The sequence below is a fragment of the Tautonia marina genome, from assembly GCF_009177065.1.
In the GTDB taxonomy this organism is placed as follows: domain Bacteria; phylum Planctomycetota; class Planctomycetia; order Isosphaerales; family Isosphaeraceae; genus Tautonia; species Tautonia marina.
The window spans coordinates 615,081-640,089 of record NZ_WEZF01000001.1 but is presented as its reverse complement, the minus strand read 5'-3'; the positions used below and the strand labels follow the sequence as shown (position 1 = coordinate 640,089).

The window sequence follows — 25,009 nt, the reverse complement described above, 5'->3', positions numbered from 1 at the left end:
ATCGGATCGTGGAACGACATCATCAGATCCTCATTGTCGGTGGTGGGACCGCTGGGATCACTGTGGCCGCGCGGTTGCGCCAGCAAGACCCCTCGCTGGACGTGGCGATTGTTGAGCCTTCGACAAAACATTACTACCAGCCCCTCTGGACCCTGGTCGGTGGTGGCATTTACAAGCCCGAAGACTCGGAACGAGAGGAAGCCGATCTCATTCCTCCAGGAACGACCTGGATCAAGGATGCCGTCTCGACGTTCGCCCCCGACACGCACCGGGTGACTACGAAGAATGGCGACATCATTACCTACGACTGGCTCATCGTCGCCGCCGGCATCCAGATCAACTGGGATAAGGTGAAAGGACTGCGCGACGCTGTTGGTCATGACGGTGTGTGCAGCAACTACGACATCAAGACCGTGCCGAGCACCTGGCGAAGCATTCAAGAATTCCGCGGCGGAACCGCCATCTTCACCCAACCCTCCGGCCCGGTGAAGTGTGGAGGCGGCCCTCAAAAGATCATGTACCTGGCAGAGGAAGCGTTCCAACGCTCGGGGGTTCGGAACCAATCTCGGCTGATCTTCGCCACCGGTACTCCTCGGATCTTCGCGGTCGAACCCTACGCCACCTCACTCGAAAAGGTCGTTGCCCGCAAAGGGATCGAACCCCTGTTCAAGCACAACCTGATCGAGATCCGCGCTGACCGCAAGGAGGCCGTCTTCCGCAAGCTCGACACGGGAGACGAGGTCGTGTTGAACTACAACATGATCCACGTCACCCCGCCGATGGGCCCTCCCGACTTCATCGCTCAGAGTCCCCTGGCCGATGCTGAAGGCTGGGCTGATGTCGACAAGTTTTCACTTCGCCATGTTCGTTTTCCGAACGTTTTCGCGATTGGCGATGCGTCAAGCTTGCCGACTTCCAAGACCGGGGCCGCCATTCGCAAGCAGGCTCCCGTGCTCGTCGAGAACCTGATGAACTGCATGAAGGGAGAGGTTCCCACCGCCTCGTACGACGGCTACACATCCTGTCCGGTCGTGACAGGATACAACAGCTTGATCATGGCCGAGTTCGATTATGACAAAAAGCCTGCCGAGACTTTTCCTTTCGACCAGTCGCAAGAGCGATTCAGCATGTTCTTGTTGAAGAAGGCAGGTCTTCCCTCGCTTTACTGGCATGGCATGCTCAAAGGTCGGGTCTGAACAGCGCAGAATCCTCGGGTCGCCCGATCGGATCGGGCAGCCCGAGCTCAAGTCGGTTGTGACGGTGGTGTCCCTGTTCGCGAGGAGATCGTCCTGTGATCGTCGTGCGTTCGATCGTCGCGGCCGTGGCCCTGGCAACGATTGCGCCGGAGATGCTCTCGAATGTGAGCGATCCCGTTCAGCTTGTCCTGAGCTTGGCGTTTGGCGCGATCGTAGGCTTTTCGCTCGGGCTGACGGGCGGAGGCGGTTCCATCTTCGCCGTGCCGCTTCTGGTCTACGGGCTTGGCATCCGTCCGAATGAGGCAGTCGGCATTTCGCTCGCGGCGGTGGGAGCAACCGCCCTGTTCGGCTTTTTCCAGCGGCTCCGATCCGGTGAGGTCGAAGTCCACACGGGTCTGATCTTCGCGGTCGCGGGGATGGCGGGGGCCCCGATCGGCTCCTGGATGAATGGCCAGTTGCCGGGCCCTCTCTTGCTACTCTTGTTTTCAGGGTTGATGGTTCTGGTCGCGTCTCGCATGTGGTTCAAGGCCAATTCTCGGCCTGCCGATTCGCTCGCCGTCCGTGCCCGCTTCGAACCGATCCCGAGCGACGAGCCCGGCCCGACCTGCCGCCGCGATCCCTCGGGTCGTCTGACAATGAGTACCCGATGCGCGATGCTGCTTGCCGGAGTGGGCTTGGTCACAGGGGTTCTGTCCGGCCTGTTCGGGGTCGGTGGCGGGTTCGTGATCGTCCCAGCGCTGGTCCTGTTCAGCGGCATGGGAGTCCACCGCGCCGTGGCCACCTCGCTGCTGGTGATCGCCCTGATTGGTGCATCGGGAGTGGGCTCTCTGCTGGTGGCAGGCAGACCGTTACCGCTGGGCATCACCACTCAATTTATTGTGGGAGGCCTGCTCGGCATGGTGCTCGGAACCCGTCTCGGCCGACAGCTCTCCGGCCCCCGGCTTCAGAAGGTCTTTGCCGGAGCGATCCTCGCCGTCGCCGCTTATATCGTGCTGGAACGCTTCATGTGAACCGAGCTCAAACGTCGCTCGTCACTCAGCGTTCATCTTCCGAGACGAAAGCCACTATACGTCACATTTAAAACAACCGCGTTCCACCCATTCCCTCTTACTGACAGTGGAGACGACCGGGGTCGAACCGGCAACCTCCTGCGTGCAAGGCAGGCGCTCTCCCAGTTGAGCTACGTCCCCAAACGATCGGGTGAAACTGGTAGAGTATTGTGACGTAAGGGAGAGTGGTTGACAAGGGGGATTGAGTGCGTCAAGGGAACTGATGCAGAAGCCAGGATTCGCAGGAGAGGCGGGCGAGGTTACGAGAGGCGAAGGGGGCGGCCCACCAGAGTAGTGGAGCCCCGTCGGGAAGTGTCTGGGCCTGGAGCCACTGGGTAATCATGGTTGGCGAAGGACTGACCAGCGTTCCGCGACGGGTCAGGCCCGAGGGCATCATCTGCTCGAATCGTACCGCGTAGTAGGGGACCTGGTCGTAGCGAAGCGAGGAGAGGTGGCGATCGATCCGGTGGGCGAGGGTCGAGGGATGCACCCCAAAAACCTCAATGAACTCTTTGAGATGCTGTTTCGGAGTACGAGGTTCCAGAGGGGGGCGCTGGGCGAGCGCGAGGAGATACGATCGGAACGCGTCGGGATGGTTGCGGGCGAGGTAATGGGTCAGACACCAGGCCAGCGCGTAGTCGGTCGGAGAGAGCTCCGAGCGAAGCATCAAGTGCGTGACCCAGGGCTCCTCGGGGCCAAGGCTGGCCCAGGCAGGGGAAACCTTGCTCGGCCCGGGCCCCCTGAGATGGGCCAGCAGGGCGGAAGGGTCCTGCAGGTCGATCAAGGTGGCCATGTGCAACGGGTTGACCCGGCCGAAGTTGGCGCGGCCGTAGTCTCCCCAGGCGGATCGGGGTCCCTCGGAGGAGTCGGGCGGTGCCGTCGGTGAATAATACTCGGCCAGGCCCTCAACAAGCCAGGGAGGCCAATCCGCCAGTCGAGGCTGAACGCCAATGTTCTGGAGGATCTGGTGAATCCCTTCGTGAGCGATCGTCTGGGGACGGCTCAGGGCAGCCAGTTCTGGGGCACGGAGGTCCTGCGGAGACGATTCGTAAAGGATGATCCGGTTCGACGCCACCTCGTAGTACGCGCGGACATCGGGATCGACGGGACGATAGCGACGGAAGGCGGCCTCGTCTCGGTAGATCACGGCCACGAGCGGAAACTCAGGCTCGGTGACGGGAATGCCGCCGTCTTCGAAACAGGCGGCCAAATCGTGGTAGAGTGCTTGCAGGAGGTCCGCCGCCTGTTCGCCGAAGGCGTTGCTCCCCTCGGTCAGGACGACGTAGGGCGAGCGTTCAATGACGCGAAACGTCTGCTCGCGGCCGTTTCGAAATGAGTTGGCAATCTGTCGCGCCGACCAGGGCCGAAAGGGTCGATCGGTAAGGACTTCGCCTTCGGGCCATCCCAGCGAACCGTCAGGAAGCTGCACGACGGGGCCACTGGGACCTCGAGCATAGAGGCGACTGACAAGAACTCGTCCGGAGGCGTCGCCGACAAGCATCCGGACTGGCTCTGCCGGAGCGGAAGGCCCCTTGGGCAGCGGTGCGGGGGTTGATGGGGCCGCGGTCGAGGCCGGCGAGATCCCGGAAAGATCGATCGGCAGCCTCAGCGTCGGCAAGTCCTCGATCTGGGTCAGCTCCAGGGAAGCGTCCGGCAGCGGCGATCGGATCGGGAGTCGGGGGCCATCCTCGGGAGCCTGGACCGAGGGAGGGCTCGGTGATGCCTTGGGCTCGGGGGACGAGACTCCCTCCCTCCGCTTCCGAGGCAACGGGGACGACTCCCCGATCGCAGACGAGACAGGAGCATTGCCCCAGACGCCGGAGTCGCCCCAGAACGAACGATTTGAACCCGATCGGAGCCGGCCAGCCTGCGCGTTCCTGGTCTCGACCGGCGCTGCCGATCGCTCGTCCGCTGGAGAGGGGCTCTCCCGCAACATTGCCAGGTCAACCCGGCTGGAGTCGACGGTACCAAGCCAGCAGTAATAGGCCGTCACGGCCATGACCGCAACCAGCGAAACGAGCAGGCCCGCTTCTCGAATGCCTCGCAACCGGGCGGATCGCCGGAGCGAGGCGGGGTCGAACGATTCGGAAGGGTGGGATCGGCGCTTGCGCTTTCGGACCGGATCGACAGGAGTGCGACGGCCATCCGACGCCCGGTCGGCGGGTCGGACCCCCTCGGAACTCGCCGGTAACGAAACGAACCCATTCTCTCGCCGGAGTCGCTCGGTGCGGGTTCTGGAGGTTGCAGACGGGAATACGGAACCGCACTGAGGACAGACGGACGGATTCAACGCTCCCGGCCGGCTTGCAACAAGCCGGCTCGCGCACAAGTCGCAACGGGTGGCGGTGGCGTCGCTCATCGACGCGGGACCCTCCTCATAACCTGACGAAGTACGGGCCGATCTGCTCGCCGGGATTCTCCAGCTTACCGCCCGTGGCACGGAGATGAAAACCCGAGGTGGCAATTCCCTGTTGTTCTTCTTCGACTCCGGAAGCCATAGGGATCGATCGTGACGCTAAAATCGGTCGGGCTCCGGGTCTCCGAAAAGTCTCATTCGCCCGAGTGTTCGATCGCCTTCCGCTCCCCTGTGATGAACCCGTCCGTTGGCACTCACACAGTCTGCGAAAGGCGATCGAGCTTCCAGGTCCCGGAGAATCGTCAGGCTGGGATGCCGCTGGACAGCACACGAACCCGGAAACCGAGCGCATGGCCCAGCGCAATCAGCTCACCGAAAATGTCTCCATAGGCGACGGCGACGTGGTTGCTCATGTAGTGGGCCATGATCGTTTCCATTGAGCATCCCAGGTCGGCAGCCATGAACGGCCACTGGCGGGTTGTCCCTTGCCACCACGACTCGCGGACATCGTCGGGCAAGGACACCGACTCTCCCCGCCCCACATCAAGCACCGGCTGACCGAAGCGGTCGATCCAGGCACGCGACCAGGTGATCTTGCCCGGCAAGCTTACCCCCGCGAACGTGCCGCCTGGAACCGGGAAGTAGCCGCTCGGCTGGCGGTAGCTGTGCACTCCGGCCAGGGAATTCACGTCGTGATTGAACGCATACGCCGAGCAACTGCCGGAATTGAGCAGGACCCAGAGGAACCGCCCCTCGTGCTTGGCCCCCCAGCGCACGTCGTGGAACATGACCGCGCCGGGCAACCCTTTGGCCTCCAGCAAGCGCTTCATCAGCTCCATCGGGACGAGACTCCCCTGATCGGCCTCGGTCGCGGTGATCAAGGGATGACCGTTCCCCTCGGGACGGGCATGAGAGTTGAGCAAGCCTTCGGCAAAGTCACTCGGAGGAAGCAAGTTGAGCAGACCGAGCTGATACTGCCACCCGATGCAGTCGGCCTGGAACTCGGCCGCGAGGTCGAGCACGGCCAGGTAGCCGCGCAGCTGCTCGCGGGTCGAATCTTCGGTGAAGTCGAGCGCGTCGGGTTCCCCCCAGTGGAAGGTCACGCCCCGATCGCGGACGAACTTGAAGGCGTCGTCCACGCGGTGGTCGTCGATCTGGCTCACGCGGTCGATGAGCCAGGCCTGGTCCACCTTGTGCTCGCTGAACCCCAGCGGCGCGAGGACGCGGGGGCCGAAATAGCCGTTGATCATCCCCATCGACGTATCGCCGAGCATGAGGGCGAGAATCCGTCGGCGCCGAATCTCGTCCAGGACCGTCCGGGCGGTCGAACCAGCCTGCTCAGAGACGGAGCACTGGTCGTGGATCTCGGAGGTATCGTGGTCGATTCGCCCCGCCTCGCACCACTGGGCGAGGTGATCCATGAAGCTCGCGTCGGCAGTCCAGTCGGCGGCGTCGGACCAGATCCGCGAGGCGGGCCGGCCGACACTCTCCAGCGAGGCCGCCGTGTTGAGCAACGCCACCAGGCCCGGCCAGGTGCCCGAGAAATTCGAGGCCAGCAGGAGCGGATTCCCCTTGCCTACCACGCCATCGACGGTATGAGGGGCGTAGGCCCAGTGGACGAACAGGCCGATCATCGGGTCATCGATCGGCCCGAGCCGTTCGATCGCCTCGTGGGGACGTGTGATCGGCCCCTCGACCAGATACGGCTCGCGGCCGAGCTTGCGCAGGGCGGCTTCGAGCCGGGCGCGGGCCTCCTCGAATTGCGGTGTTGCCCATTCGTTCGGCTTGGCCCGATAATCCCCTGGCCAGAACACGGCGACCTTGCGCGACATTGGACCGTCACTCCCCGATGCATGCCGATCGTGCGGCAAACCGATGTAGCGGTGGTTGAGGCACCATCCTCTCCGCCCGATCTTGCCACAGGAAGGCGATCACCGCCATCCCCGCCCGCCTTCAGTCCGGCTGGCTCGGATGATGCCGATCTCGGACCACGCGCAGGTCTTCGACGACCACCAGGCCACCGGACACCATCTCATCGAGAATCGGCAGCAAGGTGGCGATCCGATCGGCCCGGTCAATGATTTCGACCCGCTCGGGAAGATCCTGGGAGAGGCCGAGCATCTGGGCACGATGAATCCGGGAATTCCGGCCGTAGCCCATGACCCCGCGCGAGACCGTCGCTCCGGCAATTCCGAGGGCCCTGCACCGCTCGACAATCGCAACGGCAAGGTTGGTGCCGTGCCAGGTGTCTGAGCTTCCGATGTAGACGCTCACGCGTTGCGCATCGCCTTCGAGGGGCATCAGAGGGCTCCAGGCTGCTCGGAAGGAGAGACGTCTCGGACAACCCGAACCGGGCTCAGCGTGCTGAGCAGTTTCACCCCTGGGCCGATCATGCCCGCGAGTTCCACCAGGAGCGATTCGAGGCGATCCAACGAATCGACCACCTCGATCACCACCGGAGCGCCCAGGAAAGTATATTCGCTCAGGGAGTCGTGCACCTGACGATCCGAACCGAAGCCCAGTTCGGCCGTGAAAACGGTGGCACCGGCCAATCCCATCCCCCGAGCCTTCTCAACCACCGCCTCATAAAGCGGTCGGCCAAGGGCGCGATCATCGTTGTGAACGTAAAGCCTGAGCAAGGTGGCATCGACCGGAAGCATCACGGAATCTCCCTCGCCTCCCCTTCACCCTCGACACGAGGCTGGTCCGTCGTCGCGGCATTGCCCGGTGGCAGGGTGTCGCTCTTCGCGGCGCGTTCATGTTCCGAAATGGTCAACCCACGGGCCAGGGCCACTCCCAACGCCACGGCCAGGAAGCCGACAACCACCGTGGAGCCGACGTAAAGCATCCCCTGAACTCGTTCGCCTCGTTCCCAGAGCATCAGCGATTCGAAGGCGAAGGAGGAATAGGTTGTGTAGCCTCCCAGCAGCCCCGTAATCAGCATGAGCCGATGATTTGGGTGGGGCAGCCATCGAGCAAGGAGGACCGTGAGGACACCAATCGCAAACGAACCCGTCACATTGATCAGCAGCGTCGCCCAGGGGAACTGATGCCCCGACCATCGCGTGATCCAGAGTCCGAACCAGAACCGGATGTTGACCCCGCAGGCACCTCCCAGCGAGAGGAGCCCGACCTGAATCAGTTTCTCCACTCAGTTGACTCCGCGTACGACTCGACCTTCCCGGACGGTTCAACTGCCAAGGCTGACCCACCTTCCCCGGATTCGTCAAGAGGAGCCCCGCAGAGGGAGCAACAGTCGTGATCGAAGCCGTTCGGGTTTCGGCGTCACAACGAGTCGGCAGGATCAAGGGGAATCACGCGGGTCGTCAATCAGGCGGTGTTCGCGGAGAAGTGTTCGGAGCGGTTCGATCGGAATCGCCTCGACCGTTCGACCGTTCCGGCCAGTGGTGGTACTCGCCTGGAGCAAGGCGTTGTATACGGCCTCCTCGGTGGCTTCAAGCGCGGCCTGGAACAGCGGAGAAACGGATTCGGACGGAAGCACCGAGCGAATCTGTGGCTGTTGATCACCGGGCCTGACGCGGAGGGTCGGAGCGGTGGAGAAGGCAATGGCGTAATCTCCGCTGCCGTGGCTGTAGGACGATCCGGTCCGAGCCAGACCAAACACGGCCCGAGCGGCCAATCGTTTCAGATCGCGGGCGGCGATCGGCGCATCGGTCGCAACGATGATCATGCAAGATCCATCCGCGGAGGAGCCGGATTCCCCCGCGTTCCCCGCTTCATCCGGTTCCTGAAACGGGTGACGGCCCAGCCGACGGCCCACCGGAGCCCCGCCGATTGTCAGCACGCCACCGTAGTTCGCCTGAACCAGAACGCCAATTCGCCAGCCTCCGAACCGCTCGGGCAGCACACGAGACGAGGTCCCAATCCCCCCCTTCCAGCCGAAGCACTCGCAGCCGGTGCCCGCCCCGACACTCCCTTCGCTCACAGGACCATCGGTTGCATCCCGAAGGGCTCGTTGCACATGCTCGGCGGTGATGTGGCCGGTTCGGATGTCATTCAGGCCGCCATCGTTGGTTTCGCCGACGACGGCGTTGACCGACCGAATGGTGGCGTTGTCCGGATGACGGAGTGTTTCACGCACCACCGCCTCGATGGCCGTCCCTACGGAAAGCGTGTTGGTCAGGACGATCGGCGTCTCGATCGTGCCCAGTTCCTCGACCTGGGTCGATCCGGCCAGCTTACCGAATGCGTTGCCGACGAACACCGCGCCGGGCACTTTCTCGGCAAAGAGATTGCCTCCGTGCGGCAAGACGGCGGTCACTCCCGTGCGAACGTCGTCTCCCTCAACGAGTGTTACCTGACCCACGAGAACCCCGGAAACATCGGTGATGGCATTCTGAGGGCCAGTCGGGAAGACACCGGGGCGAAGGCCCAGATCTCGGGCCCTTGGGCGAGGTTCGTCGGTGGAACCCATCATCATCACGGAGAGGACCATCACCAGCCAGCCCATCGCGAGATTCACCATCATGCTCCCTGGCAACCCGACCGTTCCCAACACCATGAGGGATGACTCACTTCCCTTGCCCGATTGGGATTGCAGCCGTCCTGCCGGGCTTCACTCGACCGGTGACGGGCGAAGGGAACCATCCCCATCATGCCTCATGGAGCCGAGGACGACGACCCCTTCGGCGGATGGTCTGGTCCTGATGCGGAATCGCGAGCCAGGATCGAGCGACGGATCGCAAGCTCGACTCCGGAGACCGTGATCGGCTTGATCAGATGTTCGGTGAATCCGGCCGAAACGCTTCGGCGAATATCCTCCTCGCTGCCATAACCGCTCATGGCAATGCCGGGAATGCGTGTCGATCGAACAAGCTCTCGCATCAACTCAAGTCCGGAACCGTCGGGCAGTTCGATATCGCTGAGCAACAGGTCGGGTTGATACTCCTCGATGGCTCGACGGGCTGCGAGGCAGTCCGAAGCGGTCAGGACACGGTGCCCCTTGGCTCGGAGCGCCCGGGCCAGGGAACTGAGTGTGTCTCGATTGTCTTCCACCAGAAGAATCTGCAGTGGAGCGGCCGGCTGAGCGGTCGGGATGGGCGTCAGCATCGGTTCGAGGGCCGCCGAGTTGCCAAGCGTGGGCAACACGACCGTGAAGGTCGATCCCTGACCTGGGCCGTCACTGGCGACCTTCAGGGTTCCGCCATGCACCTCGGCCAGCGATCGACTGATCGCCAGCCCCAGCCCCAGCCCCGGAGCACGACGCTGCGGAGGGTTATTCCCCTGTTGAAAGGGTTCGAAGATTCGCTCCAGGCGGTCGGGCTCAATCCCGATGCCGCTATCTCGGATCTCGATGATCAGCGATGAGGCGCCATCCTGTGCGTTCAGCACCGGAGCATTGAAGGATCGAATCGTAATTCGACCGCCCGACGGCGTGAACCGAACGGCGTTTTGCAAGAGGTTCCAAATGACTTGCTGAACCCGGTCGGAATCCCCCTCGATCTGATGGTTTTCGGCGTCCAGGTCCACGGTCAGGTGCAACTGGGCGGCCTCGATCGCCTCCTTGCAGATCTCGATCGATTGCCGAATGACCTCATGAGCATCGATCGGTCGCCGCTCAATCCGGAGTTCTCCCCGGGAAATCCGGGTCAAGTCCAGCAGGTCATCAATCAATCGAGCTTCCAGCTCAATATTCCTGCGAACCATGAGCAACAACGAGCGAAGCCTCGGATCAATTTCGCCGTCGAGCAATGACGTGACCGTCACAAGCACCGGGGTCAGGGGTGTTCTCAGCTCGTGACTCAGCACGGCAAGGAAGCGGTCCTTGGCCTGGTTGGCCGACTCGGCCTCTTCCCGAGCGATCCGAGCGACCTCGAAAATCCGGGCATGGTCAATCGCCAGAGCGCCCCGGACGGCGACCTCCTCGGCCAGCGCCCGATCGGACGGGTCGTAGCGGCGAGGGGCTCCGAGACCGATCAGCGAGAGAACTCCCAGCATCCGACCATGAACAGCCAGCGGAATCCCCAGATGAGAACGCACTTTCAAGCGATCGGCGACCGCTCGTTGCTCAGGATCAGGAAAGAGGGCGTGGAGCGTTGACTCGTCGATCTCGTTCGTTCCGGGTCGGGCCTCACTCACGACCCGGGCCCACCACGAGCGATCCCCCTTTCCCCTGGCTTCGCCCTGAAGCAAGCGGTCCGCGAGCGGCTGGCGGCTCGGCTCCGCATGACGCGAGGTGATGCGACGCACCGAGCCATCCTCGGCGATCAGGTCGATCAGGCAGAGATCGGCCAGATAAGGAACCATCAGCCGAGCGAGTCCGTTGAGCATCGTTTCATATTGCAGCGAGGAGGAAAGGACCGCCCCCACCTCGGCGAGAAACTCCAGACGCCGCTGACGACGCCCCGCCTCTCGCAGCAGTCGAGCGTTGTCGATCGCCACCCCTACCGGACCAGCCACGGCGGCCAGCAGATCCAGGTCTTCCCGCTGAAACCGTTCACCCGCTCCGCTGGTGTCCAACTGCAAGAGCCCCACGGGCCGATTCCGATGATCGCGCAAGGCCACGCAAATCATCGTGCGGACCTGAGCCTCGTCGATGCTGGCACTCCCGGCAAATCGCACATCCTCGTGCACATCGGTGCAAAGGACCGCCTTGCCGTGTCCGACCACATGGTCGAAGACGGTTCGGCTGAACGAGAACTCGGGCGGAGCATCACCCCGGACGAGCATCGCCCGGGGTCTCGGCTCGGGTTCGTCATCGACCCGCATCAGCACAAACCCACGTTGAGCCTGCGGAAAAATCCGGAACAGCGTTTCCAGGGTGCGGTCGAGCACTTCCTGGAGATCGAGCGTTCCGGTCAGGGCTCGGCCGATGTCGAGGATCGCCGAGAGCTTTTCCTCGGCCCGAACGTCGATCAGGTCGCGCTCGGCGGTGCCGGACGCATCACGTTCGCCGAGGATGGTGGCATCGTTGGCATCCCAGTCGGTCGGGTGGTCGGCGGGGGCGGCCGAGAACCCGATCAGGCAATCTCCCAGGCGGATGCGATCTCCGTCTCGGAGGCGGGCCGGTTGATCGAGCCGGTTGCCGTTGAGCCAGGTTCCCCCCGTACTGGCAAGATCCTCGATCCGGTACTCACGGCCCTGCCGGACGATTCGGGCATGACGCCGCGACACCATCCGACTGCGAAGCACGATGTCCGAGGAGGGATCGCGCCCCAGGAGGACTTCATCCGCATCGAGCGCGTACACAAGATCGGCGTCGGCGTTTCCGAGCTTGAGCAACGCCAGGGTTCCCACCTGCTCCGATGTCATGAGAAGGTTCGAGCTCCTTGGGGGATGACCATAGCCCAACCTCCCGGTCAGGAGACCGCGTCACGCAAGGCATCTTCTTCTTATTATTGCCGATTCCTTTCCGGCTTCTCAAGCCAAGTGAGAGACATCAGGACAATTGTCAATAGATTTCAGGACGGTCTCCAAGCGCCGGTTCTCCCCGTGCCCTCCCGACGAGGCGGAAAATGCGCCCTAGGCTTGGGTGTGACTCCGCCCGCCCATGAGGGCCAAGAGACATTCCCCGAAGGACGGGAGACCACTCGTGCAGGACGAAACCACTGCGGCTCCCCCTCTGAAACAGGCCATCTCCGCCATGCGGAACGCCCTGGACGCCGCCATCGGCGAGGAACTCGATCGCCTGCTGACCGGGTCTTCTCAGACGGTTCCCACAGGAGACGGCCAGGACCACGTCGCCAGAGAGCGGGAGTCCGTGGCCGGGAGCCCCCCTCCCGTTCGAGAGGGTGTCGAACCGATCGCCCAGACCGCGCCCAGGCCGTCGAGCCCGACTTCCGCCGCAACCAGTCGCCCGAATCCGTCGACCACCATCGCACCCGAATCCTCGGATGCGAACGATTCCGACGCGGTGGAACGACGGCTCGATGCCCTGGCGCTTCGTCTCGAAGGGCGGTTGCGTCGGGCCCGAGATCGAGACCCTCATCGCTCCCGATCCGATGAGGACAACTCCCCCCATCGAACCGATCCGGAACGGGAGCCACGAACATGACCACCGGAGCCGATCCCCCCTGCTCCTCGCATGCGCTTTGCCTGTTCTCAAGCGACTCCAGACCCCTGGCCGTTGACCTGGAGCGCGTGGTCGAGATCGTCGCCGCCGGTCGGCTCATCCCGCTGCCGCTTTGCCCTCGACAGGTCCTCGGACTCTCGACCTACCGGGGGAAGATCGTTCCCATCCTTGGCCTCGGCGTGCGGAACCGGGCTCATTCGGCAGGAGAGTACGAGACAAGACGAGCCTTTTTAATCCTCAAGTCCCATCAAAGTCTCTGGGGATTGGCGATTGATCGTGAGGGGGTGCGAGTCGAAGTCGCCGGCTCCCTTCGATCGGCAGATTGGGTCGAGCTTCCGGGAGGCTTCCAGACGGCCGGTGTGATCGAGGCCGGTGGGGTATCCCATGCGATTCTGGAGCTCGAGCGATCCTGGCTCGGCGTGAAATCCGAGATCGAACGCTGGTACGGCCTCGCACTCGACCGGCATCACCTGAACTCCCCGTCGGCGTCACCTTCGGGGTCACTGGTTTTTCAAGAGCGGTCTCAGACCGGGTGAGTTCGCATCATGGGCACGGCACGTTTGGGAACACTCCTCGGAGTCGGAGGCTTGGTCGGGCTGACCGCGGTCAGTCTGGGCCTGGGCATCAGCGCGGTCGTTTCAGGTAACGTCGGCCTGGTGATCGGCGGCCTCGTTGGTGCGATGGTCGGCATGGCCGGAGCCGCAATCATCGGCGGCCTGGCCACCCCTCGGGAAACCGGCGCGGGCAATCCCGGCCTTACCCCCTCTTTATCTCGATTCGCCTTCGACGCAACACCCGACCGTTGGGAGGATCTTCGGGCCTCGGTCACGGAGATCCTGGCAGCCCTCTCGGCCCTGAACGAGGCGGCCGGTCGGATGGCCGAGGGGGCCATCGAGCAAACCAACGCCGTTCCTCGCACCACGCAAAGTGTCGAGGCCCTGTCCGACCGGATCGACCGGATCTCTCAAAATGCGGAGGAAGCCGCCGACGCCACCGACCGAACGCGTCAACAAGCCAGCCTCGGCCTGACGCAAATTCAAGGGGTCATCGCCGGCATGGACCGCCTCAGGTCTCAGGTCGAGTCGAACGCGAAGAAGGCCCGTCGGCTGGGAGAGCGATCGGTCGAGATCGGCGCGATTGTCGAGCTGATCAGCGAGGTCTCGAACCGCACGGACATGCTCGCCCTGAACGCGACGATCGAGTCGGTCCGGGCCGGCGAGCACGGCCGCGGCTTCGCCGTGGTCGCCGAGGAAATTCGCAAGCTGGCCGAACGAACCGCGGGCGCCACCCGAGAAATCGGCACGCTCGTTGAGGCCATCCAGGCCGATACGCACGAAAGCATTCGATGCCTGGCCGAGGAACAGGCGGAGATGGAGCAGGAATCCCGGAGCGTCAAGGAAGCCGGTTCCGCGCTGGAGCGGATCAGCCGGATGGCCGAGGACTCGGCCCGACTGGTCGACGGCATCTCTCACTCGGCCAACGATCAGGTGCTCGCAGCGCGCGACCTGGTGTCGGGCATGCTGCGGGTATCCGATATCTCGAAGTTGATCCTGGGCGAGACGAAGCAACTCCGCCAGGAAGCCCAGTCCCTTTCGATGCGATTGCAGACCTTGCAAACCCTGGTGGCAAACTTCAAGCCGGTTGAGGGTTCGACCAACGGGCAGGCACGCCGACTCTCGAATCGGCGGCCGGAATCGTCGCTGCGTCCGCTTTCGATCGAGGCAACCTCATGATGCCAGGACGGAACCGGCCGGAACACGCCAACGTAGTGGATCGGCTCAATCACTTCCGGGATCAGCTTGCGGCGGCGGAAGCCCCGTCCGAAGGGTGGCCCGCTGCTGTTCGCAATGCGCTCGAGCCACTCCAGGCGGACGAGACCCTCTCCAGAGAACCGGATCTCGCCGAAGCCCTCGGCAGGCTGGTTCTGATCTCCGAGGTCGGAGATTGTCTCGACCCCGAGGACGTTGAAGGAATCAACACCCTGCGGACGTTCTTCCTGGAGGCGGTCGATCGACTGACCGAGAGCTTGACCCAGGGGAATCCCGAGGAGGCGATGGCATGGATCATCCAGGAATCGGACGAGCATTGGGGAGCGTATCTTGCCATCATCGATCCGTCGGTCGTGGGCGGGGGCTCTACCGAGGAGCCTGAACCGGAATTGCTCCCGGAACCCGACCCAATCCCGCAAGCCGAGCAAGGTGGATTTGATGCCGCGGCCTTGATCCGATCCCTCACGGGAATGATCGACGAGACGCCCTCGGAACCGGAAGCCCCCACCGAGCCGCCTTCGTTCCGCCCTCTCGAACCCTCGAACTCCGAAACCCCTTCGCCTCCGATCGGTCCTCAGCCTGCACCGGCCGTGCCCCCTTCACCCTCCGACCCAGCCGCTGAGGTCGCGGCGTTGGAGCTTGATCCCGAATTACGGACCATCCTGATCGCAGACCTGACGGACCTGCTCGCCAGGATTCAGGATCTCGTCCTCCGAATCGGCCACGGCGACGACTCGCAAACGCTCCACGAACTCGGCCGCTGTTACCACACCATGAAAGGGGCCTCGGGAAGCGTCGGGCTCACCACGCTGGCCACTCGGATTCACGAACTGGAAGACGCCATCGAGGGGGGTGGCGGTTCGGCCGAGGGGCCGTTGATCGGGCGATTGGAGGAATCCCTCTCCTGGATCGAGACAACACTGGACGCGCTGCGAGGTTCTGAAAGGACCACTCCCTCGGAGCCGACAGGAGCGATCACCCCGGATGAGCCAGGCCCCCTCCACACGTCCCCTGAACCGATCGCCTCGGACGAGTCGTTGACTGATGGTGATGGCCTGATTCGGATGCCCGTCGCGCGGTTTGAGGAGTTGATGGACCTCTGTTCCGAGCTGCTCACCCGTCGTCGCGTCTGGTCGGAACAGGCCGATCGGATGAAGCAACTCGCCCACTCAGGTCGGCAATGCAGCCAACGGCTCCGGGGAAGCGTCGATCGCCTGGAAGAAGCCTTGCCGGTCGACGCGGTCCGATGCACGTCGATCCCCAGTCCGAGTGAAGACGAACTCGCTGTTCAGGTTCGTCGGATGATGGAGCAAGCCGAAGACCTGGCCGTCCTGGCCGCGACGGCCCGCGAGGCCGCCGTTCCCATGGCCAGTGAAGCCGAGGACCTCTCTCGCCTGAGTCTTCGGCTCTGGGACGGCTTGCAATCGATTCGGATCGTCCCGGTTCGGGGGGTGTTCCAACGGCTCATCCGGGTTGCCCGAGATGCCGCTCGCATCGAAGGGCGAACGATCGACGTCACCTTGATCGGGGAAGACACCGGCGCGGATCGCGTGATGCTCGATAAAGCCTATGAGCCACTCTTGCACGTCGTCCGCAATGCCGTCGGCCACGGCATCGAGACTCCCGACGAGCGGCAATCGGCCGGCAAAGCGCCGGAAGGCCGGATCACGCTGGAAGCCCGCCGGGAGGGAAATACCGTCGTCCTGGAAGTCACAGACGACGGCCGCGGGCTCGATTACGAAGCCATCGCCGAGAAAGGGCGGCGGCTCGGGCTGATCGGCCCACACGAGCAACCCAGTGCCGAGCGGCTGAGCGCTCTCATCTTCCATTCCGGCTTCTCGACCCGGAGCCAGGCCAACTCCGTCTCCGGACGGGGAGTCGGCATGGACGTGGTCGCCCGGGAAGTCGAGGCCCTTCGTGGGCGGGTCGAATTGACCTCGCAGCCCGGCCGAGGAACGCGGCTGGCCATCCGCTTGCCGGCCCGAATCGCTCTCGAACACATGATGGTGATTCGCATCCGTGGCCAGGCGTTCGCCGTGCCAACCTCGGCAATCGACGCCGTGCATCGGGCATCGGCGATCGAGCCGGCAAGTCAGGGGAACGGCCCAATCGCCCGGATCGACGACCGCCGGCTTCCGCTGATCGACCTTGGGCCGGTCCTGGGGTTCTCCGGTCCGTCCCGAGAATCGTGTCCTATCGTTCTGGTGGTGACCTCCGAGATGCGAGCCGTCGCGCTCCAGGTCGATGGGATCGACGGTCCTCAGGAGTTGGTCCTCAAGCCGCTTGGCTCGTTGCTGGCCGGCAATCCGGCCATCTCCGGGGCCGGTCTCTCGACCGGAGGTGAGGTCATCCCTGCACTTGATGTCGCGGGCTTGCTTCGGCTGGCTCGCGAAGGCGACGCGCCGATCGCCTTCGATCCGGACCCGGTTGGTCAACAGCCGGTCGCTCTGGTCGTGGACGACTCGCTCAGTGTCCGTCGGATTGCCTCGCGCCACCTTCGAGCCCTCGGGTTCATTCCGGAGGAGGCATCCGATGGTGAGGAAGCGCTCGGCAAGCTGCGGACCCATCGTTTCGACCTGGTGATGACCGATCTGGAAATGCCTCGGATGGACGGCTTTGCCTTGCTGGCTGAACTGCGACGAACCGGAGTTCTGGAGTCGAGCCGGGTCATTGTGACCAGCACGCTCTCCGATCCGGCCACCCGTCGCAGAGTCTTCGAGCTCGGAGCCGCCGCCTTCGTTCCCAAGCCGGTCGATCCTGAAGAACTCGCCGCCGCCGTTGGTCCTGTGATCCACCATCGAACGCTCGGCAGTGTCTCGCCCGGCGTCGTCACCGAATCGCCCAACCTGTCTGCCTGAGGGGCCATCATGGAGAGCCCGCAAATCCTGGTCATCGACGACAGCCCGACCATTCTCAAGATGGTCGAATGCCACCTCTCGCAGGCCGGCTATCGCGTCGCCACCGCGCCGAATGCCGAGGCAGGCATCGAGGCGGCCGCGGCGATTCGTCCCGACCTGATCGTGCTGGACCACCAGCTCCCCGGCACGACCGGCGACGAGGTCTGCCGCGCCTTGCTGCAGAACGAGGTGACGGCGCAGATCCCGGTTGTCATCAGCTCTGCCATGCGCAATCGCGCCTTTGCGTCCTATACCGACCTACCCAATGTGGTCGATCAAATTCCCAAGCCGTTTACCCCCGACCTGCTCAAGACTGGCGTGGCCAATGCGCTTCAGGTCGGGGCCATGGTCGTCCGGGCGCAGCAGACCGGCTGCGCCATGCCTGAGATTGTCGGAGAGGAGCCGGATGCCTCCCTCGAGGGCAAGACGTCCACCTTCCCCTTGCGTTCCATCCTTGACTTCCTGAACAACTCCCTTTGCTCGGGCAGACTGACACTCGAACTCGACAAGGACCGGATCCGATTCAACCTGAGTGGCGGCCGCATCCAGGCGGTTTGCTCGCCGACCATCAGCCCGGATCGATTGTTCGATGCCTTACCGGCCGACCTGGCCGAGCTGGCTCCCTTGCTGGCCGCGACCCTGGGAGAACGGCTCGATCCGTCGATGTCCGGCCTGGTCCGAATGCTGGAAAAGAGCCTGACCGACCCGCGCAAATTGCGAGCCCTGCTCCGATCGCAAGCCTCGATTCTGACCTACTGGGCCCTCACTGCCGAGCCCGGCCGTTTCCTCTTTGAACCCGACGCAACGATCCCACCGATGTTCCAGGCGTTTCCGTTGCAGCTCAGCCTGCCGGCCCTGGCCGTCGAGGGAGTCCGTCGCTGCGATCCCACCACCGACCTCGATCCCTTCGCCTCGATCCTCTTCGCTCGACAAACCCCGAGGGGTGGTAACCTCGACCGAGCCGGCCTGGCCCCCTTGGAATTGAAACTTGCGTCTATGTTCGACGGCACTCAGACCACTTCGGCCCTGGCGGAACAAATCGGGATGCCTCTCGGCGCAGTGGCCGACATCGCCCGGGGACTGGAGCTTGCCGGACTCCTGGAACGCCGAACGGCCATGCCCGGCGCCTCCGTGCTGGTCATTGACGACGAGCCCGAATCGGCCCGAATGATTCAGGCGGCCCTTGGTCCCGAGGGCTGCGGCTGTCAGCTCAAGCTGGTCCGAGATCGCATTGGTGCCCAGCTCTTGATGCGTCGTCAACGGTTTGACCTGGTGTTCATCGCCCTCGATCGCCCCGACCAGGAACCCATCCTCGATGCCTGCCGGGTGCAAGCCTCCGAGACGACCCGGTTCATCGGTCTGGTCGGTCTCTCCGATGAAGAAGAGTTGACACGACTCGACGCGATGGGCCTTGACGGGATTCTTCACCGCCCCCTGGCCGAGTCGGATTTGAAGGCCACGCTTGACCATCTTCTCTCCCCGTCGGGAGGCGTTGTGCTCGCCTGAACCTTTGGACCCCATTCCGGACTCCGAATTCTCGACATGAACGCTGCTCCGAGAGGCACTCCTCATGGACCCGACCACTTCCTTTGATCCTCACGACCAGACGCACGGAGAGGCCTATCTCGACACGGTCGCACTGCTCCAGGAGGAGATCGAGCGGCTCGAAGCGGAACTCCACGCAGTGACCGATGCCTCCGCAAATTCGAACCCAGAACTCTCCGACTCACAGCGTGACACCGAAACAAACCAACGCATTGAAGAATTGACTCATCTGCTCGAAGAGCGTGACGAGACCATCACCCTCCTTTGGGAACATCTTTCGGCCATCGAGGAATCTCAGGCGGCCCGATCGGCCGAGTGGGAGCAACTGCATCACTGGGTCGAGGAGTTGGAGCATCGCCTCAGCGAATCGGACGACCTCCACACCCAGCCTGGTTCGAATGGACAGATGGCCGGGTCTCTCCGAGACGAACTAGAAGCCCATCGTCAAGGATGGGACCAGGAGCGACAGGAACTTGAGGCTGAACTTGCGCGGGTACGTCTTCGCCTTCAAGACGCAACAAACGCGGCGGGAGACTCGGCCCTCAACGATCTCCAGCAGGAGAATCATCGGCTCCGCGACGAATGCCGGCGCCTCTCCGCCTTCGAAGCCGAAGCCACTCGACTCAATGATCGGGTGACCTTGCTTCAGGCTCAACTCGAATCAACCCGCGAAGAACTCCACACGTGCCGCAACGAGTTTCAAAGCGAGCGACTTCGCCACCAGGCAGAACTCACCGAGTTGCGCACTGGTCGGGCTGTCCCGTCGGTGTCGGCCGCCGACCTGACCCCGAGCGAGCGAGTCCGGGCCCTCCGCGAACATCTGAGCGAGGTCCATGCGCGGGAAGAGGAGGAACGGAAGGAGCGTCAGCTCTCCAACCGGATCTCCCGGTTGCTCGGGCGAATCGGGTCTCACCATTAAGCCGGCCCGATTCCGCATCCCTCCGGAGACTCCCCGATGCAACCCTCGACCAACGACCTCCGATCCAACCGGCTGCGAGAACCACAAGGCCCGTGCATCACGATCGATCCGGCAACCCTCACCGCGGCGATGGATCGCATTCGCAGCCATGTTCATCACTGGCTCGATCGTCTTGAAGCACTGGCCGACGCCACGTCGGACATCGACCACGCGACCGAGCAGGAACGGGCCGCCCTGCAAGCCGAGATCGAACGTCACCAGCGCGAGTGGGAGGCCCAGGTCGAGGCACTCGACCACGATCGCCGATTGCTCGCCGAAGCCTGGGAACGCCTCGAACACGAACAGATCGCCGCCCTGTCTCTTCCTCGATCACAGGTCGAGCCGTCGCGTCCGCTCCGACCTCCCGCGCCTCCCCCGGTCGCCGGCCCTTCCGCCGAGCGAGACGACATGGTCGATCAGGCCATTCTCCGACAGTTTGAAGCCCTGCGTCGGGATGTCCGCCGAACCGCGGAATCCCGAGGGCACGCGTCCCCTTGACACTTTCGAGTACCCAGCGTCCCCCAGGGTTCAAAGGAACTTCGATGTCAGTTCAGGTCAAACCCTCGCCTGAGTCGACCCGCAAAGGTTGGGGCTTTCGGTGGCTCGGTGGTCGTTCAACTCCCACTCCGGCCGCCGGCCCTTCGCCCGAAGCAGCCACGGTCGGGCACTTTATTGATGAGTTGATCGCTGATGGGCGAGATGCCTTTGCTCTCCTCAAATCGGCGGCGGATCATGTCACCGAACACGACGCCCGACGCGCCTGGGAATCCCTGGAACGCCGGATGGCCCTGATTCCTTTCGGCAGACTGGTTGTGGCTCGCAGCGACGGGGGCGAAGAACTGGTTGAGGTCCCCGCCTTTTATCTCGACCGCCATGCGGTTTCGAACCGGATGTTCCAGCATTTTGTGGCTTCCGGTTGCTACGACTGCCTGGAACTCTGGCCGAGAGAGGTCTGGCCCAGCCTCCTGCAATTTACCGACCGTACCGGCCAACCGGGACCGTCCGACTGGTCGAACGGAATGTATCCGAGCGACCGGGCCAATCATCCGGTGGTCGGTATCTGCTGGTATGAAGCGTCGGCCTATGCTCGCTGGGTCGGTAAGCGACTCCCCACCGCCGCCGAGTGGCAAAAGGCCGGCGGCTGGCCCGAACACCTCGGCGGAGGCCGATGCACCCGGTACCCGTGGGGCGACCTGTTTGACCCGGCCCGCGCCAACCTCCGATCCAGCGGGGTCGGTGACACCGTCCCCGTCGATGCCTACCGCAACGGCGCCACCCCGAATGGCATTCTCCAGATGAGCGGCAACGTCTGGGAATGGATCGAGGATCTGCTCGACGCCGTCCCCTGCGACTCGGGAGCGGAGTTTCATCCGTGGAAACCGATGCGTCGGATTGTCGGTGGCAGTTTCGACACGTATTTGCCGGGAGAGGCGACCTGCCACTTCGTGACCGGTCAGGGCACGCTCGACCGTCGCCCGAACATCGGCTTCCGCTGCGCCCTTTCAACCGACCGACTTCGAGAGCAACCGGCCCACTGAGCCCAACAATCCCGCAATCTGCAAAACACCGTCGAGTGGCCGTGCGTCTCCCACGACCGATTGGCCCCTGGCAAACCCTTGAGGAGCCCCTGCGATGAGTACCGGTGTCCGTTATCTCGATCGGAGCACGCGGCTCGGGAGCCAGATCCCCTGCCCGCTCTGTGGAGGAAGCCTGCGGGGAGAATCCTGCATCGAATGCTTCGCCCCAGCCGAAGTGATCGAATCGATTCTCGGACGGCCAACATTCCCGCAAATTGTCGGGATCCTCGGACCAAGCGGCGTCGGTAAGACCGTCTATCTCGGCATGTTGCTCGACCTCCTCTCGCATGGAGTTGGCCCCTTTCACGGAATGGCCCGCGGACCCTTCTCTCTGGCTCTGCAACGCCAGGTGATGCTCGCCCTGGAGCGGCAACGCTTCCCGGACAAGACCCCGGTCGAGGCTGACCGCTGGCAATGGGTTCATTGCGAGGTCTCGACCGGAAAGCGTCGAGGCTTCGATGTCGTGACGCCCGATGTCGCCGGCGAGGCGGTGGCCAGCGAACTGGAAAGTCCAGGAACACATACAACCGTGCGTACGTTGATCGAACGATGCGGAGGGCTGGTCGTTCTGATTGACACCGTCGGCGTGATTGCCGAGGGGCAGGCTCAGGAAATGTTCGCCATGCAGCTCATTTCCTACCTCGAATCCATGCACGGCCAGCGGCGGCGAAAGATGGAGATTCCCGTCGCGCTCGTCTTCACCAAGGTCGACTTGTGTGAAGAACCGATCGACGACCCGCTAGCGTTTGCCCGAGCCCATGCCTCGGCCCTCTGGCGCATGTGCGACGCGAGACTTCGCCACTTCAAGTTCTTCTGCTCCAGCGTGGCGGGGTCGTGCGGACGACTGGTAGACCGTGATGGAAGCGAGTTGCTCATCCCCTTGCGGGTGGAGCCCCGCGGCGTCGTTGAGCCGTTTGCGTGGCTTTCCGGCCTTCTGCGCTGACGCGACATTCTCTCAGCAAGTGCCACCTCCGGGGTCCCCTGGGAACAGCCCACAAGGACACGTTCGCAGGGTGCCTCGCCGTCTTCGAGCCAGGCGATCGACGATTGAAGGACACGCGGTCATGAGGGCGGACCAGGCGATTTACACCTCGTTACCCCGGAGTGGCCGGGAAGGCTATCACGTGGTCAGCCGATCGCCAGGCGTCTCGGAATCCGATGCCCGAACTCTGGCCTCGTGGTGCCCTTCCCACGGTGCGCTCATTGTCGATGAGACTAACCGGGCAAGCGTCAACATTCACCCTTTGACTGAAGGACGGATGGTAGTTTCTCGCTCGTGCGAAGGCCCGCCGGAATACAGCGGTCGAGGCGGACGCCAAATTTACACGCATATCATTATTTTCGAAATCCAATGGATCGAACGCCGGGGAATCGTCCCAATTTCCCTGTACTTTGATGCGCTCGCTCTCGGTGTCTTTCGATACCGAGCCGAGCCTGAAACCGTGCTTCACGAGGTTGAACTGAGCCGTTGTCACCGACCGCTTCACTTACACAGCAAATCGGACGAACTTTCACATCTCAATTCAAATGAAATGAATTTACTCAGTGCAAAACTCGCTTCCGGAAAACCGATTGAACTCCACCACCCCGGTGACCGCGTCCGGTTCGCGGAACACCTGCTCGGCCGCCTACCGATCGAACTCGCCATTACGGTCAGCCTCTCAACCAGCCTCAAACCCTCAACTGCTCGACCCGTTGCCCTCTGCCTGATTCCATGAGCAGTCCGTCACTGCTCCCCAATTCGAACCCGTTTCAGGAATTCCATTATTAGGGAGCAGCGTACGGATCAACCCATTGGGTCATTCGGTCGTTGTGGGCAACTTGGCCGCCTTCCAGGCACTCATCCCGCCGAGAACATTCATCACGTCCTCATACCCTTCTCGCTTCAGGAAGGACGAGGCAATCGAGGCCCGATAACCCGAACCACACACCACAGCCACGGGACGATCGCGAGGGATTTCGGCGAAGCGATCTTCGAGTGTCCCGCCGTGGATATGATGTGCGCCCTCAAGATGTCCGCCGTCCCACTCAGCCTCAGTCCGAACATCAAGGACAAAGAGCCGCCCCGACGCCGCCTTCCGCCGATCGGCCAGCTCATGAACCGAGATCGTCTCCAGGCGATTGATCGGGTAACCGTGGGTTTGCCAGTCGTTTATCCCCCCTTCGAGGTAGCCCTGCACGTCGTCAAAGCCGACCCGGAGCAGGTGCGTCACCACCTCGGGAACATCGAGCGGATCGTCGGGCACGATCAGCGTCGGGCGATCGTAAGGCAAGACCCAGCCGGCCCAGGTCGGGAGATTCTGCCCAAGGGGAATGTTGATCGATCCGGGAATGTGCGAGGCGGCAAAGGCTTCCTTTGTTCTCACATCCACAATCAGGCATTCCTGACAGGTCCGTTCGTGAACCTGCTCGGCCGAGAAACGGCGCTGGCCCGGCAACTCGGGACCGATGATCTTTGGCCCCTCAGCGTTGACCTTCTTCATCCGAAGAAAATAAGGCGGGGCGATCGGCATCCCTTCCAGTAACGAGGAAACCCATTCCGCTTCCGATCGCTTTTGAAGCGATCCGTTGTAGCGTCGCTCGAAGCCGACGGTGGTCGATCCGCGCGATCCAAGCGCCTTGCCGCAAAGAGAACCTGCCCCATGCCCCGGAAAGACCTCGGTGAATTCCGGCAATCCCGGGAGGACTCCAAAAACGCTTTCGTAAAGCTGATGGGCGAGTTTCTGGCGGGCGTCTTTTCCCAGGAGATCGGGCCGGCCGACATCACCGACAAACAGGAAATCTCCGGTAAAGATCAGCCACGGAGTTTCCCGGCTCCGGGTGTCGTCGTACAGCGACCAGCAAAGATGCTCATAGGTATGACCCGGCGTATGGAGCGCCTTCAGGCGAACATTTCCGAGGGAAATTTCATCGCCATCCCCGGCGACGTGATCTGCATAAGGCGGAACCCACTCCTTCCCACCAAGGCCCGACGACACAATCTGAACCTCAGCTCCCAAGCGGTCCTTCAACTCCGCCGAGCCGCTGACAAAATCGGCATGCACGTGGGTTTCCAGGACGTGGGTAATGCGCAAGCCTTCTCGTTTGGCAATCCTTAAATATTCGTCGCAGTCCCGAGTCGGATCGATCACGGCGCACCGCTTCGATTTTTCATCGCCGACCAGATACGAATAGATGGCCAGCCCCGGAATAAACCGCTGGTGAAAAAACATGACGAACTCCTTTGTTCAGACAAGACCGAGGAAACGACGACGTCCCCTCTTTCCCTCGGCTTTGCCGATCCAGTGCGAGGAAGTTCACCGCCGGGCATGGACCGTTCGGAGCCCGGCAACTGATTCCGAACCATCGCGGGGCGTGTTTGCTTGACCGTCCAGGCAAACGATGTTCTTGTCTGTTCGAAACTTAACGCACCTCTGCCTGGTCGTCGGGTTGCATCGCCTCCTGGTCAGTCCCGACGGAAGCCTCCGAAGATGCCCCACGCTCCGCGTCGTCGTGCGGTAACACCGCACACGAACCCCCCATTCAGGTCGGGACTCCCAACGCCGGCAGCACCCATCGCGCAACGACAAACCAGACAACCATGACTCCCACAATCAAGAAGACATCATTCATGATGAATCGCTCCTGTCT

General features: G+C 63.0%; 20 protein-coding genes and 1 tRNA gene. 12 read left to right on the top strand and 9 right to left on the bottom strand.

Translation table 11 applies throughout. The features are described 5' to 3' along the window. Positions 1-8: 8 nt before the first annotated feature. Both GA615_RS02385 and GA615_RS02380 read left to right on the top strand, forming a co-directional pair. The gene (locus GA615_RS02385) at positions 9-1,196 is read left to right on the top strand and encodes an NAD(P)/FAD-dependent oxidoreductase (protein WP_152049636.1); all 1,188 of its coding nucleotides are present in this window, start codon (positions 9-11) and stop codon (positions 1,194-1,196) included. Between the two features lie 95 nt (positions 1,197-1,291). Continuing rightward, on the top strand, positions 1,292-2,206 hold the full coding sequence (locus tag GA615_RS02380; protein ID WP_201750081.1) for a sulfite exporter TauE/SafE family protein: 915 nt from the start codon (positions 1,292-1,294) through the stop codon (positions 2,204-2,206). A gap of 107 nt (positions 2,207-2,313) precedes the next feature. On the opposite strand, the gene GA615_RS02375 is transcribed toward GA615_RS02380, so the two are convergent. From GA615_RS02375 to GA615_RS02345, 8 genes are all read right to left on the bottom strand, one after another. After that, positions 2,314-2,386: transfer RNA gene (locus GA615_RS02375), tRNA-Ala, on the bottom strand. Positions 2,387-2,456: 70 nt separating this feature from the next. Further along, positions 2,457-4,292 carry a DUF1570 domain-containing protein gene (locus GA615_RS02370; RefSeq protein WP_161602118.1) on the bottom strand — a complete coding sequence of 612 codons (1,836 nt, stop codon included), beginning with the start codon at positions 4,290-4,292 and terminating at the stop codon, positions 2,457-2,459. A gap of 611 nt (positions 4,293-4,903) precedes the next feature. Beyond that, complete coding sequence (locus GA615_RS02365; protein ID WP_152049634.1) at positions 4,904-6,433, bottom strand: fucose isomerase; 1,530 nt, start codon at positions 6,431-6,433, stop codon at positions 4,904-4,906. A 121-nt stretch (positions 6,434-6,554) separates the two neighbouring features. Continuing rightward, on the bottom strand, positions 6,555-6,902 hold the full coding sequence (locus GA615_RS27990; protein ID WP_235905011.1) for a DUF190 domain-containing protein: 348 nt from the start codon (positions 6,900-6,902) through the stop codon (positions 6,555-6,557). Next, entirely contained in the window at positions 6,902-7,261 is a 360-nt protein-coding gene (locus GA615_RS27985) for a DUF190 domain-containing protein (RefSeq protein ID WP_235905010.1), read from the bottom strand. Before GA615_RS27985 ends, GA615_RS27990 begins: the two co-directional genes overlap by 1 nt. Then, the gene (gene crcB, locus GA615_RS02355; RefSeq protein WP_152049633.1) at positions 7,261-7,752 is read right to left on the bottom strand and encodes a fluoride efflux transporter CrcB; all 492 of its coding nucleotides are present in this window, start codon (positions 7,750-7,752) and stop codon (positions 7,261-7,263) included. Before crcB ends, GA615_RS27985 begins: the two co-directional genes overlap by 1 nt. Before the next feature lie 153 nt (positions 7,753-7,905). Then, on the bottom strand, positions 7,906-9,087 hold the full coding sequence (locus tag GA615_RS02350; protein WP_152049709.1) for a DmpA family aminopeptidase: 1,182 nt from the start codon (positions 9,085-9,087) through the stop codon (positions 7,906-7,908). 134 nt (positions 9,088-9,221) lie between these two features. After that, a complete protein-coding gene (locus GA615_RS02345; protein ID WP_152049632.1) occupies positions 9,222-11,873 on the bottom strand; it encodes an ATP-binding protein in 2,652 nt (883 codons plus the stop codon). 280 nt (positions 11,874-12,153) lie between these two features. On the opposite strand from GA615_RS02345, the gene GA615_RS02340 reads away from it, so the two are divergent. The 10 genes from GA615_RS02340 to GA615_RS02295 all read left to right on the top strand — a co-directional run bounded on the left by GA615_RS02340 (position 12,154) and on the right by GA615_RS02295 (position 23,097). Further along, complete coding sequence (locus GA615_RS02340; protein ID WP_152049631.1) at positions 12,154-12,615, top strand: hypothetical protein; 462 nt, start codon at positions 12,154-12,156, stop codon at positions 12,613-12,615. Further along, positions 12,612-13,169 (top strand): chemotaxis protein CheW, encoded by a 558-nt coding sequence (locus GA615_RS02335; RefSeq protein WP_152049630.1) that lies wholly within the window; start codon positions 12,612-12,614, stop codon positions 13,167-13,169. The genes GA615_RS02340 and GA615_RS02335 overlap by 4 nt, the downstream gene beginning before the upstream one ends. A 51-nt stretch (positions 13,170-13,220) precedes the next feature. Next, the gene (locus GA615_RS02330) at positions 13,221-14,366 is read left to right on the top strand and encodes a methyl-accepting chemotaxis protein (protein WP_161602117.1); all 1,146 of its coding nucleotides are present in this window, start codon (positions 13,221-13,223) and stop codon (positions 14,364-14,366) included. Then, positions 14,363-17,260, top strand: a complete 2,898-nt coding sequence (locus GA615_RS02325; RefSeq protein ID WP_152049628.1) for a hybrid sensor histidine kinase/response regulator — start codon at positions 14,363-14,365, stop codon at positions 17,258-17,260. Before GA615_RS02330 ends, GA615_RS02325 begins: the two co-directional genes overlap by 4 nt. 9 nt (positions 17,261-17,269) lie before the next feature. Then, positions 17,270-18,805 carry a response regulator gene (locus tag GA615_RS02320; RefSeq protein WP_152049627.1) on the top strand — a complete coding sequence of 512 codons (1,536 nt, stop codon included), beginning with the start codon at positions 17,270-17,272 and terminating at the stop codon, positions 18,803-18,805. Between the two features lie 64 nt (positions 18,806-18,869). Next, positions 18,870-19,763 carry a hypothetical protein gene (locus GA615_RS02315; RefSeq protein WP_152049626.1) on the top strand — a complete coding sequence of 298 codons (894 nt, stop codon included), beginning with the start codon at positions 18,870-18,872 and terminating at the stop codon, positions 19,761-19,763. Between the two features lie 36 nt (positions 19,764-19,799). Beyond that, positions 19,800-20,300 carry a hypothetical protein gene (locus tag GA615_RS02310; protein WP_152049625.1) on the top strand — a complete coding sequence of 167 codons (501 nt, stop codon included), beginning with the start codon at positions 19,800-19,802 and terminating at the stop codon, positions 20,298-20,300. Positions 20,301-20,344: 44 nt separating this feature from the next. Further along, a complete protein-coding gene (locus GA615_RS02305; RefSeq protein ID WP_152049624.1) occupies positions 20,345-21,340 on the top strand; it encodes a formylglycine-generating enzyme family protein in 996 nt (331 codons plus the stop codon). A 94-nt stretch (positions 21,341-21,434) separates the two neighbouring features. Further along, a complete protein-coding gene (locus GA615_RS02300) occupies positions 21,435-22,322 on the top strand; it encodes a TRAFAC clade GTPase domain-containing protein (protein ID WP_152049623.1) in 888 nt (295 codons plus the stop codon). After that, positions 22,237-23,097 carry a GAP1-N2 domain-containing protein gene (locus GA615_RS02295; RefSeq protein ID WP_390622210.1) on the top strand — a complete coding sequence of 287 codons (861 nt, stop codon included), beginning with the start codon at positions 22,237-22,239 and terminating at the stop codon, positions 23,095-23,097. Before GA615_RS02300 ends, GA615_RS02295 begins: the two co-directional genes overlap by 86 nt. 81 nt (positions 23,098-23,178) lie before the next feature. Here GA615_RS02295 and GA615_RS02290 read toward each other — a convergent pair whose 3' ends face one another. Then, entirely contained in the window at positions 23,179-24,591 is a 1,413-nt protein-coding gene (locus GA615_RS02290) for an MBL fold metallo-hydrolase (RefSeq protein ID WP_152049621.1), read from the bottom strand. Between the last annotated feature and the right edge of the window lie 418 nt (positions 24,592-25,009).